This is a genomic window from Criblamydia sequanensis CRIB-18 (genome assembly GCF_000750955.1).
GTDB lineage: Bacteria > Chlamydiota > Chlamydiia > Chlamydiales > Criblamydiaceae > Criblamydia > Criblamydia sequanensis.
In genome coordinates, this window is the sequence record NZ_CCEJ010000003.1 from 547,325 (window position 1) to 570,234 (window position 22,910).

Annotated in this window: 26 protein-coding genes and 1 tRNA gene; 12 read left to right on the forward strand and 15 right to left on the reverse strand. The window is 37.1% G+C overall.

The window, feature by feature from the left end; genetic code table 11:
- Positions 1-46: 46 nt before the first annotated feature.
- Genes CSEC_RS04145 through CSEC_RS13325 form a run of 5 tightly spaced genes read right to left on the reverse strand, consistent with a single transcriptional unit; the run spans position 47 to position 6,011 of the window.
- Positions 47-1,285, reverse strand: a complete 1,239-nt coding sequence (locus tag CSEC_RS04145; protein WP_041017097.1) for an ABC transporter permease — start codon at positions 1,283-1,285, stop codon at positions 47-49.
- Positions 1,272-1,949, reverse strand: coding sequence for an ABC transporter ATP-binding protein (locus CSEC_RS04150; protein ID WP_041017098.1), 678 nt, complete (start codon positions 1,947-1,949; stop codon positions 1,272-1,274). The genes CSEC_RS04145 and CSEC_RS04150 overlap by 14 nt, the downstream gene beginning before the upstream one ends.
- 8 nt (positions 1,950-1,957) lie before the next feature.
- Entirely contained in the window at positions 1,958-3,418 is a 1,461-nt protein-coding gene (locus CSEC_RS04155) for an efflux RND transporter periplasmic adaptor subunit (RefSeq protein WP_053331758.1), read from the reverse strand.
- 3 nt (positions 3,419-3,421) lie between these two features.
- Positions 3,422-5,002, reverse strand: coding sequence for a TolC family protein (locus CSEC_RS04160; protein WP_161780954.1), 1,581 nt, complete (start codon positions 5,000-5,002; stop codon positions 3,422-3,424).
- Positions 4,938-6,011, reverse strand: coding sequence for a hypothetical protein (locus tag CSEC_RS13325; protein WP_041017100.1), 1,074 nt, complete (start codon positions 6,009-6,011; stop codon positions 4,938-4,940). Before CSEC_RS13325 ends, CSEC_RS04160 begins: the two co-directional genes overlap by 65 nt.
- 339 nt (positions 6,012-6,350) lie before the next feature.
- On the opposite strand from CSEC_RS13325, the gene CSEC_RS04170 reads away from it, so the two are divergent.
- From CSEC_RS04170 to ruvX, 5 genes are all read left to right on the forward strand, one after another.
- Positions 6,351-6,941 carry a LemA family protein gene (locus tag CSEC_RS04170; RefSeq protein ID WP_041017101.1) on the forward strand — a complete coding sequence of 197 codons (591 nt, stop codon included), beginning with the start codon at positions 6,351-6,353 and terminating at the stop codon, positions 6,939-6,941.
- A gap of 17 nt (positions 6,942-6,958) precedes the next feature.
- Positions 6,959-7,957 (forward strand): M48 family metallopeptidase, encoded by a 999-nt coding sequence (locus CSEC_RS04175; RefSeq protein ID WP_041017102.1) that lies wholly within the window; start codon positions 6,959-6,961, stop codon positions 7,955-7,957.
- A 148-nt stretch (positions 7,958-8,105) separates the two neighbouring features.
- The gene (kdsB, locus tag CSEC_RS04180; RefSeq protein ID WP_041017103.1) at positions 8,106-8,864 is read left to right on the forward strand and encodes a 3-deoxy-manno-octulosonate cytidylyltransferase; all 759 of its coding nucleotides are present in this window, start codon (positions 8,106-8,108) and stop codon (positions 8,862-8,864) included.
- On the forward strand, positions 8,855-10,480 hold the full coding sequence (locus CSEC_RS04185) for a CTP synthase (protein WP_041017104.1): 1,626 nt from the start codon (positions 8,855-8,857) through the stop codon (positions 10,478-10,480). Before kdsB ends, CSEC_RS04185 begins: the two co-directional genes overlap by 10 nt.
- Positions 10,477-10,971 (forward strand): Holliday junction resolvase RuvX, encoded by a 495-nt coding sequence (ruvX, locus tag CSEC_RS04190; RefSeq protein ID WP_053331759.1) that lies wholly within the window; start codon positions 10,477-10,479, stop codon positions 10,969-10,971. The genes CSEC_RS04185 and ruvX overlap by 4 nt, the downstream gene beginning before the upstream one ends.
- Before the next feature lie 230 nt (positions 10,972-11,201).
- Here ruvX and CSEC_RS13090 read toward each other — a convergent pair whose 3' ends face one another.
- The 5 genes from CSEC_RS13090 to CSEC_RS04210 form a co-directional block, all read right to left on the reverse strand.
- The gene (locus CSEC_RS13090) at positions 11,202-11,351 is read right to left on the reverse strand and encodes a hypothetical protein (protein WP_154017620.1); all 150 of its coding nucleotides are present in this window, start codon (positions 11,349-11,351) and stop codon (positions 11,202-11,204) included.
- Complete coding sequence (locus CSEC_RS04195) at positions 11,344-11,550, reverse strand: hypothetical protein (protein ID WP_041017105.1); 207 nt, start codon at positions 11,548-11,550, stop codon at positions 11,344-11,346. Before CSEC_RS04195 ends, CSEC_RS13090 begins: the two co-directional genes overlap by 8 nt.
- The gene (locus CSEC_RS04200) at positions 11,510-11,953 is read right to left on the reverse strand and encodes a hypothetical protein (RefSeq protein ID WP_041017106.1); all 444 of its coding nucleotides are present in this window, start codon (positions 11,951-11,953) and stop codon (positions 11,510-11,512) included. The genes CSEC_RS04195 and CSEC_RS04200 overlap by 41 nt, the downstream gene beginning before the upstream one ends.
- Entirely contained in the window at positions 11,910-12,353 is a 444-nt protein-coding gene (locus CSEC_RS04205) for a hypothetical protein (protein WP_041017107.1), read from the reverse strand. The genes CSEC_RS04200 and CSEC_RS04205 overlap by 44 nt, the downstream gene beginning before the upstream one ends.
- A 142-nt stretch (positions 12,354-12,495) precedes the next feature.
- Complete coding sequence (locus CSEC_RS04210; protein ID WP_053331760.1) at positions 12,496-12,918, reverse strand: NUDIX domain-containing protein; 423 nt, start codon at positions 12,916-12,918, stop codon at positions 12,496-12,498.
- An 83-nt stretch (positions 12,919-13,001) separates the two neighbouring features.
- Here CSEC_RS04210 and CSEC_RS04215 point away from each other — a divergent pair, with 83 nt between their 5' ends.
- The gene (locus tag CSEC_RS04215) at positions 13,002-13,811 is read left to right on the forward strand and encodes a hypothetical protein (protein WP_053331761.1); all 810 of its coding nucleotides are present in this window, start codon (positions 13,002-13,004) and stop codon (positions 13,809-13,811) included.
- A 24-nt stretch (positions 13,812-13,835) separates the two neighbouring features.
- Here CSEC_RS04215 and CSEC_RS04220 read toward each other — a convergent pair whose 3' ends face one another.
- The 4 genes from CSEC_RS04220 to CSEC_RS04235 all read right to left on the reverse strand — a co-directional run bounded on the left by CSEC_RS04220 (position 13,836) and on the right by CSEC_RS04235 (position 16,285).
- A complete protein-coding gene (locus CSEC_RS04220) occupies positions 13,836-14,156 on the reverse strand; it encodes a hypothetical protein (protein ID WP_041017108.1) in 321 nt (106 codons plus the stop codon).
- A 10-nt stretch (positions 14,157-14,166) separates the two neighbouring features.
- Entirely contained in the window at positions 14,167-14,475 is a 309-nt protein-coding gene (locus CSEC_RS04225; RefSeq protein ID WP_041017109.1) for a hypothetical protein, read from the reverse strand.
- Positions 14,476-14,546: 71 nt separating this feature from the next.
- Complete coding sequence (locus CSEC_RS04230) at positions 14,547-14,870, reverse strand: hypothetical protein (RefSeq protein WP_041017110.1); 324 nt, start codon at positions 14,868-14,870, stop codon at positions 14,547-14,549.
- A gap of 35 nt (positions 14,871-14,905) precedes the next feature.
- Complete coding sequence (locus tag CSEC_RS04235; protein ID WP_041017111.1) at positions 14,906-16,285, reverse strand: M16 family metallopeptidase; 1,380 nt, start codon at positions 16,283-16,285, stop codon at positions 14,906-14,908.
- A 245-nt stretch (positions 16,286-16,530) separates the two neighbouring features.
- Here CSEC_RS04235 and CSEC_RS04240 point away from each other — a divergent pair.
- The 3 genes from CSEC_RS04240 (at position 16,531) to abc-f (ending at position 18,884) form a co-directional block, all read left to right on the forward strand.
- Positions 16,531-16,612, forward strand: a tRNA-Leu gene (locus CSEC_RS04240).
- Between the two features lie 35 nt (positions 16,613-16,647).
- Positions 16,648-17,163 (forward strand): NUDIX hydrolase, encoded by a 516-nt coding sequence (locus tag CSEC_RS04245; RefSeq protein ID WP_053331762.1) that lies wholly within the window; start codon positions 16,648-16,650, stop codon positions 17,161-17,163.
- 116 nt (positions 17,164-17,279) lie between these two features.
- Positions 17,280-18,884, forward strand: coding sequence for a ribosomal protection-like ABC-F family protein (gene abc-f, locus CSEC_RS04250; RefSeq protein WP_041017112.1), 1,605 nt, complete (start codon positions 17,280-17,282; stop codon positions 18,882-18,884).
- A 220-nt stretch (positions 18,885-19,104) separates the two neighbouring features.
- Here the strand turns inward: abc-f and CSEC_RS04255 are convergent, their stop codons facing one another.
- Positions 19,105-19,665, reverse strand: coding sequence for a superoxide dismutase [Ni] (locus CSEC_RS04255; RefSeq protein ID WP_053331763.1), 561 nt, complete (start codon positions 19,663-19,665; stop codon positions 19,105-19,107).
- 446 nt (positions 19,666-20,111) lie between these two features.
- Between CSEC_RS04255 and CSEC_RS04260 the strand changes: the two genes are divergently transcribed.
- The 3 genes from CSEC_RS04260 to CSEC_RS04270 are packed head-to-tail and all read left to right on the forward strand — an operon-like array spanning position 20,112 to position 22,910.
- On the forward strand, positions 20,112-20,408 hold the full coding sequence (locus CSEC_RS04260; protein WP_041017113.1) for a hypothetical protein: 297 nt from the start codon (positions 20,112-20,114) through the stop codon (positions 20,406-20,408).
- Positions 20,409-20,416: 8 nt separating this feature from the next.
- Entirely contained in the window at positions 20,417-21,676 is a 1,260-nt protein-coding gene (locus CSEC_RS04265; protein ID WP_041017114.1) for a hemolysin family protein, read from the forward strand.
- Positions 21,666-22,910, forward strand: a complete 1,245-nt coding sequence (locus CSEC_RS04270) for a hemolysin family protein (protein WP_041017115.1) — start codon at positions 21,666-21,668, stop codon at positions 22,908-22,910. Before CSEC_RS04265 ends, CSEC_RS04270 begins: the two co-directional genes overlap by 11 nt.

The following is a 22,910-nucleotide window of genomic DNA, read 5'->3' on the forward strand; positions in this document are numbered from 1 at the left end:
TAAAATTAAAATTTTAAATTTACGCTTTAAAAACACAATCTTTTTTTTAAAAATTAAATGTTTTTAAAGCTTGCATAGGGTCTACTTTCGCTGCTTTATTTGCGGGATAAAGACCCGCAATTAAACCTATGCCGCAAGACATTCCAAGCGCTAAAGATAAAGACCAAATTGGGACGATAGTTGGCCATGAAGATAAAAATCCTATGCCGAAAGACAGAAAAATTCCTGCAAGAATCCCAATTATTCCCCCAATTAAGGTCAAAAGCAAAGACTCAAATAAAAACTGCTTCACAATGTCGGCTCGAGTCGCTCCAAAAGCTCGTCTAATTCCAATTTCACGAGTTCTTTCATAAACAGTCGCAAGCAAGATATTCATAATCCCAACTCCCCCCACTAATAGCGCCATGCCAGCTACGCTGCCAAGCACAAGATTAAAGGTATGCTGAGATTCTTCAGCTTGTCTCATAAGTTCCATAGGAATCAAAATATCAACCCCCTCACTGCCTCCATGAGATTCTTTTAAAATCCGCATGCTTAAGTGTGAAATATCTGAAAGCGCTTTTAGATTCGTAACTTTCAAATGAATCTCGTCTATTTGGGAAATATCAGGATTTCTCTTTTCCAAAGAAAGAATTCTTTCAGACCCAAGAGGGATAAAAATACAAGTATCCAGGTTTCTTGTTTCGATCGGTTGATCTTTGGATGCAAGGGAATTTCTCTCTTCCAAAATCCCAAGGACTTCAAAAGGAGCCCCGCTTATTAGAATGTGATTTCCTATTTGTGCTTGCATTCCAAGCTGATTTGCAATTTTTTTACCTAAAACGCAAACCGCATGGCTATGCTTTTCATTCCATTCGCTAAAGAAAAAACCCTTAGCCACCTTTAAATGACGCATAGGTCCAAAACTTGCTGTGACCGCAAGAACGTTTACGTGCTTATCTCCTTCAAAAGTTTGGATGGAGCCTTCTCTCTGCCTTAGGGCTGAAAAATGGGTGTATGGCAAATTATCTTTTAGATTTTGATAATCTGAATAATTTAAGGAAAAATTTTTTAGGTTAGATTCTGCAGTTTGAGCTTTATTTTTTAAAAGTATGCTATCAACCCCTAAGCTTTGAATAGATTTTAGCGTTTTTTCTTTTGCCCCTTCCCCTATTGAAATCATAGCAATTAAAGAAGCCGAGCCGAGTATGATCCCAAGTGTACTTAAGATAGCTCGAAATCGATGCCTCAAAAGGCCCTTATAGGCTTCTTTAAACTCAGCTATAAGCAACTTAAAATTTTTCATCGGCTGCAAGCTTTCCTTCTTTGAGTCTGATAATTCTTGGGAATCGATGAGCGATTTCTTCATCATGCGTCACAAAAATAACTGTGGATTCATCCTTTTCGTTCAATAATAGTTTTAAAATGCTTTCCGCATTTTTTGAATCCAGATTTCCTGTCGGCTCATCCGCTAATATTAATGAAGGTTTAGACGCAATAGCTCTTGCAAAAGCCACCCTTTGCATTTCTCCGCCGGAAATTTGATTCGGGTAATGATTAAGCCGATGGGATAATTGAACTTTTTCAAGAGCCATAAGAGCTTTTTTTTCTTTGTCTTCAGAGCAATCTTTATATTTAAATGGCATAAGAACATTTTCAAGAACTGTCATCTCATGAATGAGCTGAAAATCCTGGAAAATAAAAGCTAACTCGTTTCCACGAAGATGGCTCCTTTCATTTTCTGAATACCCTTCTACCGACCTGCCATTAAAAGTGTACTTTCCTTCAGTCGGCCTTTCAAGGCACCCGAGAAGACTTAAGAGTGTGGTTTTTCCGGAACCTGAGGGACCCATAATGGCAACCCTCTCTCCTTTTTCAATAGAAATTGAAATATCTTGCAAAGGGGTAATAAGACCGTAGGGCATCTTATAGCTTTTAGAAATATGTTCTAAAACAATATGGGATTTCATCTAAGTTCTTAAGCCCCGTCAATTAGGTGTTCCGGGGGATTTAAGAGAACTTCATCCCCTTCGTTTAAGCCCTCTTGGACGATAGCGTAAAGGTTATTACCCTCTTTTATGGTTATTTCTTTCTTTTCTATTCCGCCAAAAAGAGTGGATTTAAAGCAAAAAAACTGATTTCCATTTCGAAAAACGGAATGGGTCGGGATGGTTAAAACATCATCAAAAGTTTCAGAGTGGATGGTTGCGCAAGCAGTCATACCGGGTCTGAGAAAATCTTTCGATTCATTAAGGCGAATTGTGACCTCAAAATACTTTTCATTAGTATTACGAAAAATATCGGCCTGAGCTAAAACACCTATGCTTAAAACGTTTCCTTCTAAAAAAAGAGAAGGAAACGCCTGAACTTCAATAGTAGCAGGTTTTCCAACAGCTACTTTATGTAAATCCACTTCCCTGACTTTTGTCTTAACTACCATATTTTGTAAGTTTGGCAAATCTAGAAGAGGCTGATTTTTTAATAGCACATCTCCTATTCTTGGCTTTCTTCTTTGGCTGCCGCGAAACTCTTCCCTTAACACAACAATACCGGGAGAGGGTGCACGAATGACGGTTTCAAGAAGCTCTTTTTTAGCTTCTTCAATTTTTTGCTTTAGGGAAACCTCTGCAAGCTCAGATTGCTTAGCTGCCATTCTTGCTTTGGAAATGCGATACTCCCCTTGCCTATAGACTTCACTTTTCTTGAGAAGGGCTTTTTCGAGTTTCATCTCAGCTTTTTTTATCTGAGATGGCAAACTATGGTTCACATAAGCATCTTGTTGGGCCATCGCTGCATTCAACGTTTCTTTTTCTTCGTTGTATTGTTTTTTTACTTTGCTGATCTCAACAGGTCCAAGAATCGAAACTAAGTTTTGTTCTTCAATCTCTTTTAGGAATTGAGAAAGCTCTTTGCATTTTCTTTCAGATTTCTTAACCGCATGATTTAGTTTTGAAATTTCAAGAGGAGCATCGCCTTCTTTGATTTTCTCAATTTCGAGCCGTGCGGCTTCAGTTTCACAGACAGCTACTTCATTCTCATGTTGAATTTGCGTGATTTCCCGTTCTAAAAAGGCTCTATTTGCTTCAATTAAAAGAAGCTGTTCTTGATATTTATGCTCAAGTTCTCTTACTAGCTCTTCAAAAGGAAGAGGGTCAATCTTTGCTAGAATATCATTTTCTTGAACAAATTGACCGTCTGCTACTAAGTAGATTAGCTTGGATCGATCTCCTTTAAGTTGAGAGGAAACAGTCACAGCTTTTTCAGCTTCCAATTCGCCAACTGTGGATACTTCAACTGAAAAAGAACGTTTGACCGCCGGAAAGGAAAAGGACGCTTCTTTTTCCTCCATCGAATGGCTGCTTGAAAAAGAACCGAATAAAGTTATGGCAAGGCCAACAAAAAGGGATAGGGATAAATACTGAATGCGTTTTTTTAACATATATCAAATGCAGGGTTTGTCAATTAGGGTGCCAAGGCTCATATAGAGCTTGTATTCGCTTAAAATGTAATCGATTAACATGCTAAAGACTTGTGTTTTAGAAGATCTGATGTTTTTTTCTGCTTGAATCACATCAAAATTATCGGCAAGCCCTCGTTCATATTTTAATTGTGCAAACTTAAGGCTTGCTTCAGAGGCTACCAATTTTTCTTCCAAATTATGGAGTCGATCCCATGAGGTCTGATAATTTCTTACACTTTTTCTAACATCTAGTTCGATTGACGACCTAGTATTTTCATAAGCTCTTGAAATTGTTGCAAGCGCCACTCTTGCTTGCTGATAATGAGCCATTTCTTTACGACTCGTCACATCCGAATTAGTCGTTAAGGTCATGTTCAAATTATGCTTTCGGTCTACGCAACAATAAAAATTCCAAAAAGCTGAATCATAGCCTGAGGTAGAATATTCAATTAAAAGATTAAGATCAGGCAGTGTCTGATGTTTCGCAACAATCGCGAGTCTATTCGCTTCATCTAGGTTATCGGCTGCTTGATCAATCTCAATTCGATTCATATTGGCAATTGATATTGCTTGTGAAAGCGATAGAGTCGGTTCATTGTATACAATTTTTTCTTCAGGCAAAATTGTCGAATCTAAAGGCAACCCTATTAAATCCTTAAGCTTATCTTCAGCATCTTTTAATTTTTCAAGTGAGGCAAATTCAGATTCTTCCGCATTGCTAAGTTCGATTTCAATGCGGTAAATATCAAGTTCGCTCCCGATCCCTAACCTTTCTTTAAGCTTTGCGGTTTCCAAATGGGCTTTTAATCGTGCGCTTGACTCTTGATTGATCCTAAAAATTTCTCTTTGTTTCAAAGCCTCATAAAAAACGGTGACAGCTTTTAATACTGAATTTATTTGAGAAGAATAAAAAGATCGTACAGCTTTCCTGTAAGAAAACTGAGCCGCGTTCAAGGTGTTTAATTGATAAGCTTTTGAAAAGCCTCTAAAAAGAGGTTGAGAAAAGCTAAGAGACGCTCCTGTTCCCCATCTTTCACCATCCATATTAGATACGTTTGGCGTGAAACTAATTTCTTGCCCGGTATAAAACTTTTTGCTGAAAGTTAAACCTGTCCCATAGCATGGTTTTATTTTTGTAACAGTTGTACTTTCATCCTCATCTAACTTTACACGTTGGTTAACACAAGCATAACCAAATTTTCCGTTAGGACGCATTTGAATTCCAAATTGGGATTCGGCAATTGAAATTTGTAGTTTTGATCGAAATACAGAATCGGCTGCATCTAAAATTTTATCGCTAAAAGCTAAGGCTCTTTCGATGGTATTTTCTAATGATAGAATTTCAGGAGGGCTGCTTAAGCTCAGATCAACTGTAGCACACGGAACGTTCTCGCTTTCATAGCAAGAAGTCTCGCTGCTTGCAAGAGGCGCTTTGCTTGCAACGCAAGCAAGCGCCATGAAACAAACAAGAATGTACTCTTTTTGTTTTTGTATATATTTATGGAATATTACTTCCGCTAGGGCCATAGCCAAATTGTTCAACAAGCTGATATTGGGTTGCACTTATCACCGGATCGCTTGCTGCAATATTTATTACCGTTGTACTTGCATCTCGACTTGCAGCAACTGATACAGAAGCTGTCAGGTCGGATGGATTAACGATTGTTCCAGCAATTACTTGCAATCCGAATTCATAGGTACCAATTAAAACAGGTGGGCCAATTGTTGGAAACAGAATTGATTGAGGAGTTGTAATTCCCACGTTAAACGAAGAGCCGACAGTAAAATTTCCTGCGGGATCGATGACAAAAGGAACAATAGAAGAACCGGCCGGTAAAGCGGCTGTTAATTGTAAATTGAAAGTGGGTGTAATGCTATTGGTTGTATCTTCAGCAAAAGTAACTCCAGGAGGGCCTTCAGGGCCAATAGGACCTTGCGGACCAACAGGACCGATTGGACCCTGCGGGCCTGTAGCGCCATCTGTGCCGTCAATGCCGTCAATGCCCGGGTCTCCTGTTAAACCGGTTTTTCCTCTTTCTCCTCTATTGTTAAAAAGAAGTCCAATACCAACCCCTCCTATAATCGCTCCGAAAAAGCAAAGAGCGCTATCGCAAAGGGTGCCGCAGCTTGAGACGCTATAGGGAGAAGGACATCTTTGGGGAGTTCGATAAGGACCTCGTGTAGGAGATCCGGGACCGCCCCCTCCGCCGTTTCCGCCGTTTCCGCTGCCATGGCCATCATGGCCATTGCCATTGCCATTGCCATTGCCGTTGTTGTTGTTGTTACCGTTGCCGTTGTTGTTATTGTTCTGATTTGCAGGAGGATAGGGATAAGGTCCGCAATTAGGTCCGTAAGGGCCTGCTGCATAAGGGCCATAGTAGGGAGCGCTTCCCGGAGGAGGACCTGCATTATCGGATCGTGTATAAACTGGAAAATAAGGTTGGTTATAACAATTATCCTGATAAAAGGGACGGGAGTTATAATGATTTTCCTGGGCTCGGTTTTCTACAGTTACTAAAACCATTGAGCATAAGGTCACAAAAGCAGTCATGCGGTGCAAAATAGGCGTCATAGGATCGATCCTCCAAAAGTACTATCTGCTTTAAAAAATTTTGAGACATAAGTCAAGTAAAATACACACTAAAGCTAAAACTTTATTTTTCTAAAAAAGGGACTGCTCTTAAAAAGCCTTAATCTTAAATTTGCTTGGAAGCTCTCCCTTGCTTTAGGATCCACTTCTCAATCTATCTTTTTTAAAAGCAAACAATTGCAAGTAAAAAGTCTCTTTTTGACAGATAATCAAGATTCTACAAATTTTTTTTTAAATGCAATGTAAATCTTATTTTCAAACTATAGATTTAAACCCTAAAAACTGATAAGAAACAGATATAAGTTAATTTTAGGAGTTTTTATGACATTTACTATTGCCATTCTTGCTATACTTGCCCTCTTAGCACTTTGGGGAATAGGTGTATACAACCACTTAATCCGTCTTCAAAATCAGGTGAAGAACGCGTGGAGCCAAATAGATGTTCAACTACAAAGGCGCTACGACTTAATTCCAAATCTTGTCGAAACTGTAAAAGGCTACATGAAATATGAGCAATCTACTTTAGAGTCAGTCATTCAAGCGAGAAACCAAGCGCAGCAAGCAAGACAGCAAATCTCGGAACAGTCTGTTCCGTCGGGGGCTGCTATGCGTGATTTGATGGCAGCTGAAACCACTCTTAAAGGTTCTTTAGGAAACATTTTTGCTTTAGCCGAAAATTATCCGCAACTTAAAGCAAGCGAGACCATGGCTCAATTGCAAGAGGAACTTAGAACAACAGAAAATAAAGTAGCTTTTGCAAGACAGGCCTATAATGATCAGGTCATGCAATACAATGTAGCTCAACAAACCTTCCCAACTAATTTAATCGCAAGCGCTTTCGGTCATAATCCGGCAGAAGCTTATCAGATTGAAGAGCCGGAAGCTAAAAAAGCAGTAAAAGTCTCATTTTAAAACTAGGATAAGTATCAATGGATTTTTGGGCTGCCCAAAGAAGAGCTCGCTCCAAAACAAAAATCTATGTTTCAGCTTTTATTGCATTAACTGTTGCTGTTTCACTTTTTGTCGAATGGGCGTTAAGGACTTATTCAGATGGTTCCTATGACCCTCCCTTTCCCTTTTTTGGATCGCTTTTTTTAGCTACAACCTTCTTAGTTGCAGGCTTTAACTACAAAATGTACCAAGCTTTTGGAGGCAGCTACGTTGCTAAATCCGTCGGGGCTTATGAAGTTCAGAAAAACAGCACTATTCCCGAAGAGAGACAGCTTCTAAATATTGTGGAAGAGATGGCGCTTGCCGCCTCCCTTCCGGTACCCCCGGTTTTTATTATCCCTGTAAATGAAATTAATGCTTTTGCTGCAGGGATAACCCCCAATAATGCAGCCATTGCCATCACTGAAGGCGCGTTAAGAAGGCTTTCAAGACAAGAAGTTCAAGGCGTTATCGCCCACGAATTCGGACATATCTATAATGGGGATATGAAAATCAGCATGCGGCTTGCCGCCATGGTCATGGGATTTTTCTTTATCCTTTACTTCGGTTTTAGAATTCTTCAAGTAACCGGCATCGGTTACCAAAGAAGAGTTGAATCTTCGAAAGAAAGAGGGGGAAACCCCATCGCCTTAGCGGCAGTTATCTTTATAATGGCGGGCGCTTTCACCTATTTTTTTGGAAGTATTTTAAAAGCTACAGTTAGCCGTGAGCGCGAGTATTTGGCAGACGCTTGCGCAGTTCAATTTACAAGAAGCACCGATGGAATTGCAAACGCCCTTAGAAAAATCGCTAAAGACACTATTTATGATATGCCAGGACAAGGTTCAGCTTATTCCCATCTCTATTTTCAGGATCATAGCTTCTTAAGTTCACTTTTCGCAACTCACCCACCCATTCAAAAGAGAATTGCAGCCATTGAAGGCGGCCTTTATGAAATGACCCCTGAAGAAGCTCCTACAAAACCATCTTTCACCTAACATTTAAGTCTATAATCATCAATTATTTATTTTTACTAACCCAAATTTTCAACTCCCCTGTTTTATATTAAAAGCTATTGGAGTTGAATGAGCGGCTTTGATATACTGACGAAGTTTTTAAACTTTCTTTTGGATATCAGATTAAATCATGAGTTCGAAAAAACCCTCTATTATCGGTATTATACCTGCCCGTTTTGGCAGCACGAGACTTCCCGGAAAACCGCTTCTTGAGTTTGAGGGAAAACCACTTATACAACACACCTATGAAAACGCAAAGAAATGCAAACTTTTTGATGAGTTGCTCGTTGCAACCGATGATGAAAGAATTAAAAATAAAGTAGAGTCCTTTGGCGGGAAAGCGGTTATGACTCCCGATATTTGTGCCACCGGCACTGAAAGGTTGGCCTATGTAATAGCCGAATTCCCGGATTTCGCTCACTACGATATTGTTGTGAATGTCCAAGGCGATGAGCCTGATGTAAGCGAAAACACCATTGACTTGGTAGTAAAAAATTTAATTTTACATAATGACGCTAGCATGGCAACCGCTTGCGTTCCTTTAAACAATTTAGAGGAAATCAACAAAAGCTCTGTTGTTAAATGTGTTTTTGACAAAAAAGGCTACGCGCTTTATTTTTCGAGATCCCCTATCCCTTCTCATAAAACTGAAAGGGTCAATAAAAATATTCCGTATCATAAGCATATTGGCCTTTACGCCTATAGAAAAGACTTTCTTCTCATTTACCCTTACCTCACTTCGACACCTTTACAAATTTCTGAAGACCTTGAACAACTCAAGGCCTTAGAACACGGTTACAAGATTCATATTACACTTGTTGATCACGACACAAAAGGGATCGACACACCAGAAGATTATAAATTGCGAGAATCAAAAATATGTCAATGAAGTACATTTTTGTTACAGGCGGGGTTTGCTCTTCGCTCGGTAAAGGATTAACCGCTGCCTCACTTGGAATGCTCCTTGAAAAGCATGGAAATAAAATAGCTATGCTTAAACTGGACCCTTATTTGAATGTCGATCCGGGAACCATGAGCCCCTATCAACACGGTGAAGTTTATGTCACAGATGATGGAGCTGAAACCGATTTGGATTTAGGCCACTATTTTCGCTACACTGACTCCCCTCTTTCAAAAGCTTCCAATGCTACATCAGGACAAATTTATAATACTGTTATAAAAAGAGAGAGAAGGGGCGACTATTTAGGAAAAACCGTTCAAGTCATTCCCCACATTACCGATGAAATCAAAAAGAGAATTCATGAATGCAGCCAGCAAGAAAAAGACATCGATGTCACCATCGTTGAAATCGGTGGAACTGTTGGGGATATCGAATCCCTTCCTTTCTTAGAAGCTATAAGACAGCTTCATTCCGAAAATAAAAAAGATTGCATCAATGTCCATCTAACATATGTTCCTTACCTGAAAGCTGCCGCTGAATTTAAATCCAAACCCTCTCAGCACTCTGTTCAAATCCTTCGTGAAATCGGCATTTTTCCCGATATTATGCTTTGCCGGAGCGAAAAACCGCTGCCTGAAGAAATTAAAAGCAAAATCAGTTTGTATTGCAACGTTCCTGAAAACGCCGTTATTGAAGAAGTAGATGTTGAGTATAGCATTTATGAAGTTCCTATCAAGCTTCATGAGCAAGGCTTGGATGAAATGCTAGTTGAGCTCTTAAATTTGAAAAAGAAAAAGATAAGCCTTGCTAATTGGGAAAAATTAATCGATGTAATTAAAGAGCCAAAGGGTGTGGTTACGATCGGAGTTGTTGGAAAGTACATACAACATCAAGACGCCTATAAGTCTATTTATGAATCTCTTGCCCATGCAGCGATTGATGCGGGCTATCAAATTAAAATTAAACGATTTGAAGCAGACAAAATTGAAACAAAAGAATCTTTAAAACCTCAACTGGAGGAATGCGATGGCTACCTTATTCCCGGTGGTTTTGGAGAGCGGGGCTGGGAAGGTAAAATAAAGACAGCTGAATATTGCCGAGAAGAAAAAATTCCTTACTTTGGAATATGTCTTGGGATGCAAGTTATGACTGTCGAATTTGCAAGAAATAAAGCAGGCCTTATAAAAGCAAACTCAACAGAGGTTGAGCCTGATACGGAAGAGCCGGTAATTTCTCTCCTAAGCGAGCAAAAAACGGTTCAAGATTTGGGTGGAACCATGCGTCTTGGAGCTTATGAAACAAAACTATTGAAAAACTCCAAAGCGCATTTAGCCTATGGAGCCTTAACTATTTCAGAAAGACACCGACATCGCTATGAGTTTAATAACAAATATAAAGAACTCTTAGAAGAAAGAGGTCTTCTTTTATCGGGTATTTTAGAAAGTTCCGGGCTTCTTGAGATTGCCGAAGTTAAAGACCACCCATGGATGGTAGGCGTACAGTTTCATCCGGAGTTCAAATCAAAGCCGACAGCGCCCCACCCTCTTTTTCGCGATTTCATAAAAGCTGCCATCAAGCATAAAAAAGAAAAGGACGGTTCATGACAACAGCAAAGAAAAGGATTATCGGCATCGATTTTGGCTTTAAGCGAATAGGGGTTTCTTATTCGGATGAAACTAAGATGATCGCGATGCCCCTTACTGTTGTAACGGCCGAAAAAAAATCAGCTGCCACTCTTGCAAAAGTGGTAGCTATTCTGAGAAAACATGCCGAAGAGTACGGTTACAATATCGAAGCGATTGTTATTGGAAAGCCTCTCTTAATGAGCGGGAAAAGCGGCTTTATGGCTGATGAAGCCTCCCACTTTTTAGAATTGTTAAGAAAATCGATTCAAACCGAATACATTTTTTGGGATGAGAGGTTGTCTTCAATGCAAGCTGAACGAGCTTTGATGGAATCTACTCTAACAAGAAAAGAGCGTTCAAAAAAAGTTGATACAGTAGCGGCTGTCATTATTCTTCAAAGCTATCTCGATCATTTGCGCCTTCAAAAAGAAAAAGAAGAGAGAGATCGGCTTTTTAATAGTGAAAGTTAATGCATGGGTTGCAGAAAAAAAATTCTTCAAATCGAAGATAAGATAAGCTAATTAAACCAAAAAATTTCGATTTTTTTTAAGTTTATGCAGATGATTAATTAGATATTACGATCGCATAAAACTATGGCAATAATTAAGTGCTTTGAATGTAGAAGATCTTCTTCAATGCAAGCTGAACAAAGCTTTGATGGAATTTAATTTAACAAGAAAAGGAAGTGTTCAAAAAAACTCTAATGCATGGGTTGCAGAAAAAAATAACGATAGCCATCATTTCTTATAACCCGTTCTCTTTTTGCAAACTGATCATAGCTATTAGCAATATAAGCTGAATGACCGCTTTTCTTTTGGTAGTGATAATGCTCATCAAAATCTTTATTCATTATTTCGAATAACCCGATGTTTTTTTGTAAACTGGTCATAGTTGTTGGCTATGTAAGCTGAGTGGCCGCCTTTCTTTTGATAGCGATAATGCTCATCAAAATCTTTATAAGTAAATAGTCTTGCAGAAGGGGGGAATATCCCAAGCTTAATCCCTTTTTCAGCAAGTTTGGAAGCTTCTAACGAGTTTAGATATTCCATCCTTTCTTTTGGAAGCTCCTAGCGAGTTTAGATATTCCATCCTTTCAATCGCTTCAACAAAACTTTCCTTATCAATTTGACGCTTGGATGCTAAATCATAAGCGTGCTCGAGTTTATCATTAATAAGGGCGTTATGAAGCTCAAATAAAATGGATCTAATGATCCCACCTTCAGATTGATTGGAATTTAGGCTAACTACAATGGTTCTTGTAGCCGGGTCCCAATAGGCGCCAAATTGATTCGAAAGTTTAGAATGGTTATTTACAAGAACCTTAAAAGGACCGTCTTTCTGGATATCCTTTATAAGATTGCGAGCTTCAGGCAATTTCAAAATTTTATAAAGAGGAACCTGTAATTCTTTATCGCAATAAATAATTCGGGAATTTGCAGAAAATGCCGGCATAAAGCAACAAAGCACTGCAAGTAAACAACCTATTGTCAATTTCAGCATAAACGTGCTCAAGTTTATCATTAATGAGAGCGTTATGAAGCTCAAATAAAATTGATCCAATAATTTCCCCTTCAGATTGATTGAAATTTAAACTAACTACAATGGCTCTTGTATTGGAGTCCCAATAAGCACCAAATTGATTGGAGAGTTCGGAATGGTTATTTACAAGAACTTTAAAAGGGCCTGCTTTTTGAATATCTTTTATAACATTACAAGCTTCAGGCAACTTCAAAATTTTATAAAGAGGACCCTGTAATTCTTTATCACAATAAATAAATCGGGAATTTTCAGAAAATGCAGGCGTAAAGCAGCAAAGCACTGCGAGTAAAAAACCTATTGTCAATTTCAGCATAATTACACACAACCTCTATAAAAAAGAGAAAACGTAAGATGGCATTTCTTGTAAAGATTTTTACCAATAAAAATACTATTTTTTCAAAAAATTATATACTATCGGAATGTAAGAAATATGAAATTTAACCACTTAGGTAAATTTAACTTAAGATAAGCTTTAGAGTTAGAGAAGCCATTTCAGATAGCTCTTTTTTTGAAGCTTCTTCAATAGATACCCATTCGTATCCATTTACATCTTCGCTATTCTTTTTTTCTAACTGGGATTCATCAAAATCAAAAATTAGATAGACTAAAGCAATGTGGTAAAGGGACTTTTCCTTCCCTTCTTCTTTATACTTAACTAGGCAGGAAAGATTTTTAAACAGGCTCGCTTTTTTTACAACCACCCCTGTTTCCTCTTCAATTTCTCGCAAAAGAGTTAGAGAGAGATCTTCGCCAAAATTTGGCCTGCCTCCCGGAAGATCTAATTTTCCTTTATAAGGCCCTCTTGTTTTTCGAACAAAAAGCAATTGGTCATTCTTTAAAAGGATTCCGTACACACCTATATGAGTTTTTTCTTCCATGGATGCTCTTATTTTTATCTTCTAGTAAACCCTAAAATAAGGTTAAATGTCTAGTCAGTTAAATGAACCCTTAAAAGCTATCTATGAGACATTTATTTTTATCTCTTCTTTTTCTTTTCAATCTTCAAACGACTCTCTTCTCAGAAAAAGCAAAAACTCAATGCTTTAAGAAAAGTTATGAAAAGAGCGATAAAGTTACAGATGAAATCTGGGACACGCTTAAGCCTTATTTTTTACCTGAGGATCATCCCGCTAAAAAGGGTTTGGATGAACTTTTTAGCTCTAAAAAAAGAGTTCTGCAAAATGAAAGCTCCTTAAAAAAAGCGGGCTTTAAACACACCTCGCCTCGTAAATACAGTAAGCTTATTGTATCCACTCACCCAAAAATTCCAGGCTATTATTTTAAATTTTACCAAGATGATCAGCTAAATATCAATGATGGCTTAAAGCTATTCCAGCGTCTCTTAGGCGCTATAAATGTAAAAGATTGGATTAAAGAGAAGGGCTACGAAGACATTATTAAAGTTCCAACGAAATGGATTTACCCTTTACCCCTTTTGCCTTTAGCAGAAACCGGCACTCAGCAAAAATATTTCATATTGGTAGCAGAAGACATGGATCTTTTAGCTCAAACAAGCAATTTGACTGAATGGAAAAAAGATACTCTACCCAAAAGAACGGTAGAGGCAATCTTCTTTCTTATTAAAGACTTAGGCTTGCGTGATAGCACCTATCCTTTTAATCTACCTTTTGCAAAAGATGGAAAGATCGCAGTCATTGACACAGAGCATCACCATGAATGGCCTATTCCCTATAGATTGCTTGGCAAATACCTATCCAAACAGAACCGTATTTATTGGTCAGAGCTTCTTAAAAAACATGGAGTGGAATAGCTTTAGCTATTCCACTTAATAGATTCAATATTCCATTCTAATGATGCGAATAGCTTTAACTTTATTGCCCTCAGGCGAGGTTAATAAGGCAAAAGTTATTATGCCCATGATGATTGTGGCTGCGCCATAATGATCTCCTAAGCCATAAACTTCTAAGAGCCCGGAAGCTACTGCTACAAGCAATGTTTTTGTTATGGTATTGTATTTTTCGTCTAAATCTCTTTCACCAAAAATTTCGAAGCAAGTCCCATTAACGAGATCTTTCATACATTGCTTAAAGCTAAAAGGAGGAAGGGCAGGCAAAGGTGCATAAGAAACGTTTGGATCTATTGAACTTAAGCCCATAGTTTTAACCTCAATTCCTCAAACGGCTTAAATCTATATTTAATTGACCATAAGGACATGTTTCCATGGCAAAAATAAGCAGACCTGTAATTATAGCTACCTGAAAAGCGCTCCCTGAACCTAAAATGCAGCAACTCACTAATCCAGCTGCAATAGCTGCAGAAATGGTTTTTTTTATAATTGCTTTTCTATTAGGCTCACTCATTTTTTGAAAATTTGTGTAACAGGTGCCACTTACGCCATCAATTAGACACTTAAGCATATTAAATTCAGCGGGGGGATACAAATAATCCTTAATTGAACTCACTAAAAAACTCATCCTAGTTCTCCTGATTAATTGGTTCAGCCATAGAGAATTTTAGGCAGAGGCTATTAAAATGGAATAGTTTTTTAAGAAAGTCTATTTCGGGAATTTCTAAGACGATTAAAATCGATTTCTAAATTGCCATAGTTTGAGGTTTCTACAGCGAAAAAGATCGTGGACGCGACCAAAGTTACCAACGCAATATCCTCCTCTTTATAAAAAAGAGCACAAAATAACCCGGACATTAAAGCGACCACCATGATCTTTTTGATTAGGGCCGCTTTGTTTATTGGCCCCATTTGTTGAAAATTGGATAAACACGTTCCATCAATTAAATCACTTACACAACCAAGGAGATCAAATTTGCTTGGAGGAAAACAAAAATCATGTAGCCATTGAGTGACTGTCATTTATGAGCTTTTTGTATCTAAAGTTTCGAACTATTTTATGGAGAGGCGATTAAAATGGAATAATTTTTTAGATTGATATTTTCTTCAATCCAATTTTGAACCATTTTAGGTGTCGCATTTAAGAAGAGGTCTTCTTTAGAAAACTTTTTTGGATCCCAGCCCCAAAGCAAGTAATTCATAAGATTGGCTTGCCAATAACAGTTATGCTTCATCCAAAGCTCATCGGTATTTGTTTGCTGCTCTTTTAATAAATTGAGCTCATCTTCTGTCGGCCCTATTTGAGCCAAATCCTGAATACCTTGTATTACTAATGTTTCAATTCTTTCAGTATCTTGCGGCTTGCTTCTAAACTGTACGAAAAGCCACAAATTATCTTTATAAGGAAAGAATGGAAACTCAAGAGACACATCAAGTCCTTGTGTTTTTTTAAACTCGCTTTGGATCTTATTCCTTAAATGAATCTCAATTAATTGAATGATTCCCATTACGGTATTATAATTTTCGGCATTGATTGCAAAAGGAATGGGAAATGTCATGCGAGTTAAAGAATCCCCTCTTTTTCCGTTTGAAATTTTTTTTCTTGTGATGTCTTTTGGAAAAGAAGGATTCCCCGCGTCCTGAGAGTATCTCGGCCAAACGATATTTTTTTTAGCGGGAATATTTTCAAAATAGCGATGGATGAGTTTTGTCATCTCTTCAAGATCAAAATCTCCAACAATCACCGTTTGCCATTCGCCTGGATCTTCAACACTTTTTGTATAATTATTTTTAATCTGTTCAATTGAAATGTCTTTTGAAATATTTTTAAGAGAAGGATGTTGAAAACCTGAAAAAGAAGGGGCATTTAAAGACTTGGATAAATCCTCAAAATTATTTTCAAAATCAAAATGTCTTAGTTTGGAGGCATCGATGGTTTCTTTTAAAACCTCAGATAAGCTTTCTTTTGAAAAGTTAGGTTTTGTAAAAAGCAAATGAATCAGATTAAAAAGGGTTTCAGCCCCTTCACTTGTTGAATTGCCTTCTATCACGCGGCTGAATTTATCAATTCGTGACGATAGTTCAACGCCCTTTCGATACATCAAACTATTGAGTTGATCATTAGAATAATCTCCAAGGCCTGCTGCCCAAACTGTTTCATGAGAAAGATTTGCTAAAGGCCTCTCGCTTTCCGGTAAGCCTAAAGCGCCTCCTTTGGCAACCATTTGGATAAAAAATTCGTCACTATCAAAATCCGTTTTTTTAAGTAGAACCCTCATGCCATTTGAAAGTTTAAGATCCGTAACTTTCTCATTTTTAATTGCATCTACTGACTTTTCAGATTCGAAAGTGTCTTCGCATTCATTGGCTTTTAAGGAGGGAAATGTGAGGCCGAGGAGTACAAAAAAGTGAATCGTAAGACTTTTTACTGAAATCATTCTACCCCTCACAGTCTGATAGATTCTACATATCAAAAAAAATAAATTAATGAAAACAATCAATCATTGATTTCTCCTTATTTATTAAGAAAAAATTATGAATATTTGATTAAGATCATATAAAACTTCTATTTTCTTGTGTAAAGGAAAATTTTCAAGAAAAAAAATTGTAACTATTTTAAAATTAAAGAATGAGAGGCTTGACTTAAGAGGATTTACAGGTTATATTGTTTTCTTAAAAGCTTGCCCAGGTGGTGAAATTGGTAGACACGCCAGATTTAGGTTCTGGTGCCGTAAGGTGTGTAGGTTCGAGTCCTATCCTGGGTATTTTTCTTAAGAATTCTTTATTTTAAGAGTTTCTCATGTCTTGCGACAACAAACTTTATAGAGGTGCTGGAGTTGCAGGAATTCTTTTTAATCAAAACGGTCATATCCTATTAATCAAAAGAAGAGATGTCCCAATCTGGGTTTTACCGGGCGGCGGAATTGACAAAGATGAAAAAGCCTCTCAAGCTATTTTAAGAGAATTTTTCGAAGAAACAGGATTGTCCATCAACGTTAAACGGCTTGTAGCTGAGTATATCCCTTCAGGATTTTTTTCAAGGCACACTCTTGTTTATGAATGCGAGCTAAAAGAAGGCTCTCCCAAAATTGGAGAAGAAGCTTTAGACATTGGTTTTTTCCCTTTAAATAATCTTCCGAAAATCACCTTTCCCATACACTTACTTTGGGTTCAGCAAGCTCTTAAAAATGAAGGTCCAATCCAATCTAAAACAGAAGGCTTATCGATTGCGACATTATTTATGTATTCGATGACACATCCAATTCTTGTCTTAAGGTTTCTTTTATCCCGAATGGGCATTCCTTTTAATAATTGACGATTTTTTATTAACTGCAGTAAAATAAGTTTTTCAAATTGAAAAGTTGAGAATGCCTCATGAAAAAATAAGTTTGCTTCGTAAATTTTATTAATTTTATAAAATGGAACAAACTTATGAGCATTGCGCTTATTCAACTTATCCAACTATCTAAATCCTACACAAAAAAAATTATTCTAGATGGCGTCTTCCTTTCGATCAATGAAGGCGATTGTTTTGCCTTAATCGGAGAAAATGGCTCCGGAAAATCCACTCTTTTAAAAATTTTAGCGGGGGTTCTTCCACCTGATGATGAAGACTGCCTTCAAAAAAATGGCGAGTTAGAAATCAATTTTCTTTCCCAAGAAATGCTTGAGTTTGACCGATCAAAAACAGTACGGGAATTCTTATATAATGAAAACCTAATCGAAATTGAGGGGGAACTCAAAAAGCTGGAAGAAAATTTAGACGATCCTTCGCAACTAGAAAAATGGAGCAAACTTCACGAGCAATTTGAAAAAAAAGGCGGCTATCACCGCACACCTCTAGAACCTATTCTTCAAGACTTTAAGGTTAATCAACTTCTAAATCTTCCTCTATCTGAATTAAGTTCTGGTCAACGCATGAGAGTTCATCTTGCGAGAATCTTCTCAAATGAAAGTGATCTATTGCTTTTAGATGAGCCTACCAATCATCTGGATAAAGAATCAGTCGCATTAATTATTGAAAAAATTAAAGCTCGAAAGAAAGCCACCCTAATTGTCTCACATGATCGTTCTTTTCTAAATAAAACTTGCAATCGGTTAATTGAAATCGAGAACGGAAAATTAAAAGTTTATGGCGGAAATTATGATTTCTATCTCCAAGAAAAGGAGCGTTTTTTAGAAAGCAGGTTAAAAGTTTACGAAGAAACAAAAGCCAGGTTAAAAGAGGTTAGAAAAAAAATTTGCCATACTACTTTTTCAAAAGCAAAACCAAAAGCCCCTAAAGATCGTGATATCATAGCCTACGATAGTCGCGGCGGAAGAAATCAAAAATCCCAAAAACGAGCTCTTGACGATCTCAAAGCTAAAGAATCCCAATTAGAAAAAAATCTAATTTCAAATCCCAAACCTAATAATATTCCAAAATTTAGATTTATAGCTCCTCCACTTCAATCTCCTTTTGCCATTGAAATAGATTCAATAACTAAAGGTTTTGAAGGAAAAATTATTTTTTCCAACCTATCAAAATTTCTCTATCCAACAGATAGAGTGATTCTACAAGGACCAAATGGGGCCGGCAAAACGACACTAATGAAATGTTTATATGGTTTATTGCCGCTGGATTCGGGAAAAATTGTCAAAGCTAAAAATATAAGTATCGCTTACCTTGACCAAGAAATCGAAAACTTAGACTTAAAAAAAACAGCTTCAGAATATTTTTTAAATAAATATTCAATGAGTGAAGAGACGCTACGTTCAGAGCTTCAAAAAATTGGATTTGAAAATCATGACTTTTTAAAGAGGCCTTTCGGGGCATTGAGTGTTGGTCAAAGAAAAAAAATGATGCTTCTTTCTATGATTTGGTTAAAACCAAACGTCCTTTTTTTAGATGAACCCACAAACCACCTTGATTTAGTGACATTAGAAGCTTTTGAGAAAGCTTTACTTCAATTTGAAGGAGCTATCATAGCGATTTCTCATGACGAAACCTTTGCTCAAAAAATAGCTACCGACTATTGGTTTTTGGGTACAAGGTAAAAGTCACGGAAGCGGGATAGTCTAGTGTCATGAAAACATCTAAGGTCTGATAAAAAATATAAATTCTTTGATTTCCCGCTTCCGAAAAAAATTGTTACAAATTCGCAATTTACAGAGTCCTTCGCGGGAAACGGGGTGTTTTGAGTCTTTAAAAAAAGGACGTTTAAGAAAAAAAGTAATGTGTCTTCCCCGTTTCCCGCAAAAGATGTGTAGTCTTTAATTATTTCTCTGAAGCAATGGGCTTTTTCTCTGGTTTTTTGCTATTTTCCATTGCTTCTTGTTTTTTTAGCCGCTCTGATTCTTCTTTCCACTTCTTAAGCTTAATCTGTTCAATTTTACACTCATAGCCTTCCCTATGGAACATAAGCTTGAATTTGTCCCATTCTTCCATGAACTGATGCACTAATTTGACATCGCAATTTTGTTTAATAGCGACCATCATAAAAAGAAGTTTGTGGGCCGAAGCTAATTTTTTTGGTGTATCTTCATCGCCAGGCTTTATTTTTTGCTGTAAAAAATAGGTGGTGATCAAGTTTGCAGCGTCGTCGGATTGCTTATCTTTTTGAATGATCCAACGGATATATTGATTTTTATCGAAAGCGGTATCAAGTTTAATAGTATTCAGCTCAGTTATTGCTTTATGCATCGTTTCCACATATTGATCGATCATATCATAAACCATATCGTCATGATAAATCCCGCAAGGCATTTGGCAATGAGCGGATAAAGCTGATTGGTAAGCAGAAAGGTAAAAAAGCAATAAAAATGAAAATTTTTTCATAAGTCCCGGTTTTGCTAATGTCGTTTAGATTTTTTTCTGTCTTTTTTGCTTTTTTTTCAAAAACAAATGAGGTTCTAAACTTTTCTTTAAATGACCTCACATCTCTTGTAGGGCAAGTTTTACATTAAGTTTGAGATATGATGCAAGAAAAAATTATAATTTTTTTTTTAGGAAACCTCAAACTCTTTGAATTTCTTAATCTTGATAAAAAAAAATTATTATTCCTCCAATTTTGAAAGTTCGATTTTCTAAAGAGTTGAGTTTGTTTTTTTTTTAAATGGTTCCACGAGTTATTCTAAAAGCGAAATCAGACTAGGGTTTTTCAGTGAGGCATGATCTAACAATAGAGAAGTCTTTTATTTGATTTTTTTTAAATTTAGAATATTTATTATAGTTTTAACAAAAGGAAGACGATACGCTTTGAAACAAGGCAGATTCATTATATTATGAAAAAATTAGAAAAGTTTTTTTTAAATAATTTTTGGCTTGCAGTCTTTCTCGTTATCGCTTTTTTTCTTTATGAAACCGAAAGCCACGCCATAAAAAATGATCTCAAAGCTTTTTCAACTCAACTTCAATCCATTGAAGAAGATATTGAAAAACAAGAAAAAACAAAGCAAATTCTTGAATGCAAATTGGAAAGTCTAGATGATTTTGCATCAATTGAATTTGCATTAATCAACAAGCTTGGCATGGTGCCGATCGGCTATACCAAATTAATTATTAACGAGGACTCGGAATAAATCGATAAATGGAAATAATTCTCCCCTTTCTATCAATTATATTACTTGGGCTCTCCGCCTATTTTTCTTCATCAGAAGTCGCTCTCTTTTCTTTATCGCCTCCGCAAGTAAAGGTTTTTCAAAAAAGCCGCGATAATCGAAAACATCTTATCGCTAAACTTATCCATAGGTCGAGGGATTTATTAGTTACTGTATTTATCATGAATACAGTTGTAAATATACTCCTTCAGAACACTTTCTCTTCCATGTTTCAAAACTTTTCAGGATGGGCTTTAAAAGTTGGCTTTCCCCTTCTATTAACCCTTATTTTCGGGGAGATTATTCCAAAAAACTACGGTTTACAAAATAATATTAGCCTTTCACAGAAAGTAGCGCCAAGTATTTATTGGCTCCAAAAAGCTTTAGATCCTATTAGAAAAGGGGTGGTCTTTTTAACCCAATTTGTCTCCCAGACTTTTTTCTTTTATTTAAGAAAAGGCGAATCCATTTCTCAAGAAGAGCTCATTCATGCGCTTGAAGCCTCAAAAGAGTCCGGTGTTCTAACAGAGGAAGAAGCAGATCTAGCGCTAGGCTATCTCAATTTACAAAATAAGACTGTAAGAGAAGTGATGCGGCCTAAAGAGGATATTTTATATTATAGTGTTAATGAACCTCTCTCTAAATTGGTTTATCTTTTTGTTGATCAAGAATGTTCTAGAGTTCCCATTTGCGAGAAACAGCTGGATGAAGTAGTTGGGATTATTTCAGCTAAACAGTTTTTTATTAATAGACAAAAAATTAATCAACCTGACGATTTACACAAATTTGCTGAAAAGCCTTTTTTCATTCCGGAAACTATCTCCGCTAGAATTTTACTTAAAAAATTTGAAAGCACCGGGAAGCATTTTGCCATTGTAGTGGATGAATATGGCTCAATTAGCGGGATTATCACAGATGAAGATATAGCAGAAGTTGTCGTTGGGGATATATCGGATCTTAGAGATGCGGAAGTTAATTACACGAAACAGAGTCAAAATGAAATCATAGCTTCCGGTAAAATGGATATTGTAGAACTTATTGATATTTTCGAGGATCCATTGCCTAATCCGCAAAATATGGTGACTGTCGGAGGATGGCTTATGGCAAAAATTGGTGAAATCCCAAGAGTCGGCTCACAAATTGAAACAGAATGCTATCTGTTCAAGGTCCTTTCAAGTGAACCTCATAAAATAAAGAAAATTTACATCCGTCATAAAAAAGGTCAGTTAAAAGCAAACCATGAGCTCTAGCGCTATTTTTTGGCTTTTGGCCAACTTTTTAACGATTATCAGCTTAGCCTTTTTCTCTATGTTTGAAATGGCGGCTGTCTCTTTCAATAAAGTCAGGCTTCACTTTTATGTTAGCAAAGGCTTGCTCCGCGCTAAGTGGCTTAGCGAGCTTTTACAAAATCCTTCTAAATTATTCTGTACTACGTTAATAGGCGTTAATGTTTCAATGTTTGTAGGTTCAGAATGCGCAAGGGAGTTTCATGAAGCGCTTGGCATAAATCCCAATTGGAGCCCTCTTTCCCAGGTGTTGCTAGTCATTATTTTTGGAGAATTAGCTCCCATGTTTGCAGCAAGGCACTACCCTGAAACTGTTGCTATGTCAGGAATCCCGATCATCTATTTTTCATCCAAATTATTATCCCCTTTGATCTACATATTAAGCGTTATTTCAAAATTTGCCAATAAGCTGATGGGAAGCAAAAAAATGGAGGAAGACGGGCTTTTCCTAAGCCAGGAAGAACTTCAAAAAATCCTGGAAGAGCAAGATGAGGAAACCCCGCATGAAAGTGACCATGAGGACATTAATGTTATATCCTCCAATATCTTCAGACTTAGAAAGAAACTCGTTAAAGATATAATGACTCCCATTCAATCCATACCAAGCCTTCCTTCAAATGCCACGATTGCCCAAACAGTCAATTTAATAAAAAAGAATGATCTGGCATATATAGCGGTTTATCATGATCGAAAAGAAAATATTATAGGAATCGCAAAGCCAAGGGATTTAATCCGCGCGAGTGAAGCTAAACGAATTAGAGATTATACTAGGGCGCCTTGGTTTATCACTGAAAACAGCAGGCTTACTGACGTGCTCAAGCAATTCAAAAGAAGCCAGGAAAATATTGCTGTTATTTTAAATGATAGAGGGATAGCCGTCGGTATTACTACTTTGGATTCTTTGCTGAAAGAAATCTTTGGACAGTCCGAAAGAAGTCCTGAAGAGAAAAGCAACATGAATCTCTTTCTACAAGACAAAACGTTCCCGGGTAATTATACGGTCGGTGAATTTAAAAGAAAGTATGGCATTTTACTTGCCGGTGAAGAGGATTTGACACTTTCCGATTTAATCAAGGAAAACTTAAGCCACCCGGCTGAAGTCGGTGATAAAGTAAGTATTGGCAACGTCGATTTGATGGTTAAAGAAGCTAGTTTTTTAGAAATAAAATCTGTTTCCATCACTAGCTGGCCGCGATAA

Coding starts and splice junctions, on each gene's coding strand:
- ruvX (WP_053331759.1), top strand. CDS start 10,477: ATGACAACAGCAAAGAAAAGGATTATCGGCATCGATTTTGGCTTTAAG.
- CSEC_RS04195 (WP_041017105.1), bottom strand. CDS start 11,550: ATGGAATATCTAAACTCGTTAGAAGCTTCCAAACTTGCTGAAAAAGGG.
- CSEC_RS13090 (WP_154017620.1), bottom strand. CDS start 11,351: ATGAATAAAGATTTTGATGAGCATTATCACTACCAAAAGAAAAGCGGT.
- CSEC_RS04260 (WP_041017113.1), top strand. CDS start 20,112: ATGAAAAAATTAGAAAAGTTTTTTTTAAATAATTTTTGGCTTGCAGTC.
- abc-f (WP_041017112.1), top strand. CDS start 17,280: ATGAGCATTGCGCTTATTCAACTTATCCAACTATCTAAATCCTACACA.
- CSEC_RS04185 (WP_041017104.1), top strand. CDS start 8,855: ATGTCAATGAAGTACATTTTTGTTACAGGCGGGGTTTGCTCTTCGCTC.
- CSEC_RS04205 (WP_041017107.1), bottom strand. CDS start 12,353: ATGCTGAAATTGACAATAGGTTTTTTACTCGCAGTGCTTTGCTGCTTT.
- CSEC_RS04155 (WP_053331758.1), bottom strand. CDS start 3,418: ATGTTAAAAAAACGCATTCAGTATTTATCCCTATCCCTTTTTGTTGGC.
- CSEC_RS04215 (WP_053331761.1), top strand. CDS start 13,002: ATGAGACATTTATTTTTATCTCTTCTTTTTCTTTTCAATCTTCAAACG.
- CSEC_RS04175 (WP_041017102.1), top strand. CDS start 6,959: ATGGATTTTTGGGCTGCCCAAAGAAGAGCTCGCTCCAAAACAAAAATC.
- CSEC_RS04230 (WP_041017110.1), bottom strand. CDS start 14,870: ATGACAGTCACTCAATGGCTACATGATTTTTGTTTTCCTCCAAGCAAA.
- CSEC_RS04225 (WP_041017109.1), bottom strand. CDS start 14,475: ATGAGTTTTTTAGTGAGTTCAATTAAGGATTATTTGTATCCCCCCGCT.
- CSEC_RS04200 (WP_041017106.1), bottom strand. CDS start 11,953: ATGCCGGCATTTTCTGCAAATTCCCGAATTATTTATTGCGATAAAGAA.
- CSEC_RS04245 (WP_053331762.1), top strand. CDS start 16,648: ATGTCTTGCGACAACAAACTTTATAGAGGTGCTGGAGTTGCAGGAATT.
- CSEC_RS04255 (WP_053331763.1), bottom strand. CDS start 19,665: ATGAAAAAATTTTCATTTTTATTGCTTTTTTACCTTTCTGCTTACCAA.
- CSEC_RS04270 (WP_041017115.1), top strand. CDS start 21,666: ATGAGCTCTAGCGCTATTTTTTGGCTTTTGGCCAACTTTTTAACGATT.
- CSEC_RS13325 (WP_041017100.1), bottom strand. CDS start 6,011: ATGACGCCTATTTTGCACCGCATGACTGCTTTTGTGACCTTATGCTCA.
- kdsB (WP_041017103.1), top strand. CDS start 8,106: ATGAGTTCGAAAAAACCCTCTATTATCGGTATTATACCTGCCCGTTTT.
- CSEC_RS04145 (WP_041017097.1), bottom strand. CDS start 1,285: ATGAAAAATTTTAAGTTGCTTATAGCTGAGTTTAAAGAAGCCTATAAG.
- CSEC_RS04210 (WP_053331760.1), bottom strand. CDS start 12,918: ATGGAAGAAAAAACTCATATAGGTGTGTACGGAATCCTTTTAAAGAAT.
- CSEC_RS04170 (WP_041017101.1), top strand. CDS start 6,351: ATGACATTTACTATTGCCATTCTTGCTATACTTGCCCTCTTAGCACTT.
- CSEC_RS04150 (WP_041017098.1), bottom strand. CDS start 1,949: ATGAAATCCCATATTGTTTTAGAACATATTTCTAAAAGCTATAAGATG.
- CSEC_RS04220 (WP_041017108.1), bottom strand. CDS start 14,156: ATGGGCTTAAGTTCAATAGATCCAAACGTTTCTTATGCACCTTTGCCT.
- CSEC_RS04235 (WP_041017111.1), bottom strand. CDS start 16,285: ATGATTTCAGTAAAAAGTCTTACGATTCACTTTTTTGTACTCCTCGGC.
- CSEC_RS04265 (WP_041017114.1), top strand. CDS start 20,417: ATGGAAATAATTCTCCCCTTTCTATCAATTATATTACTTGGGCTCTCC.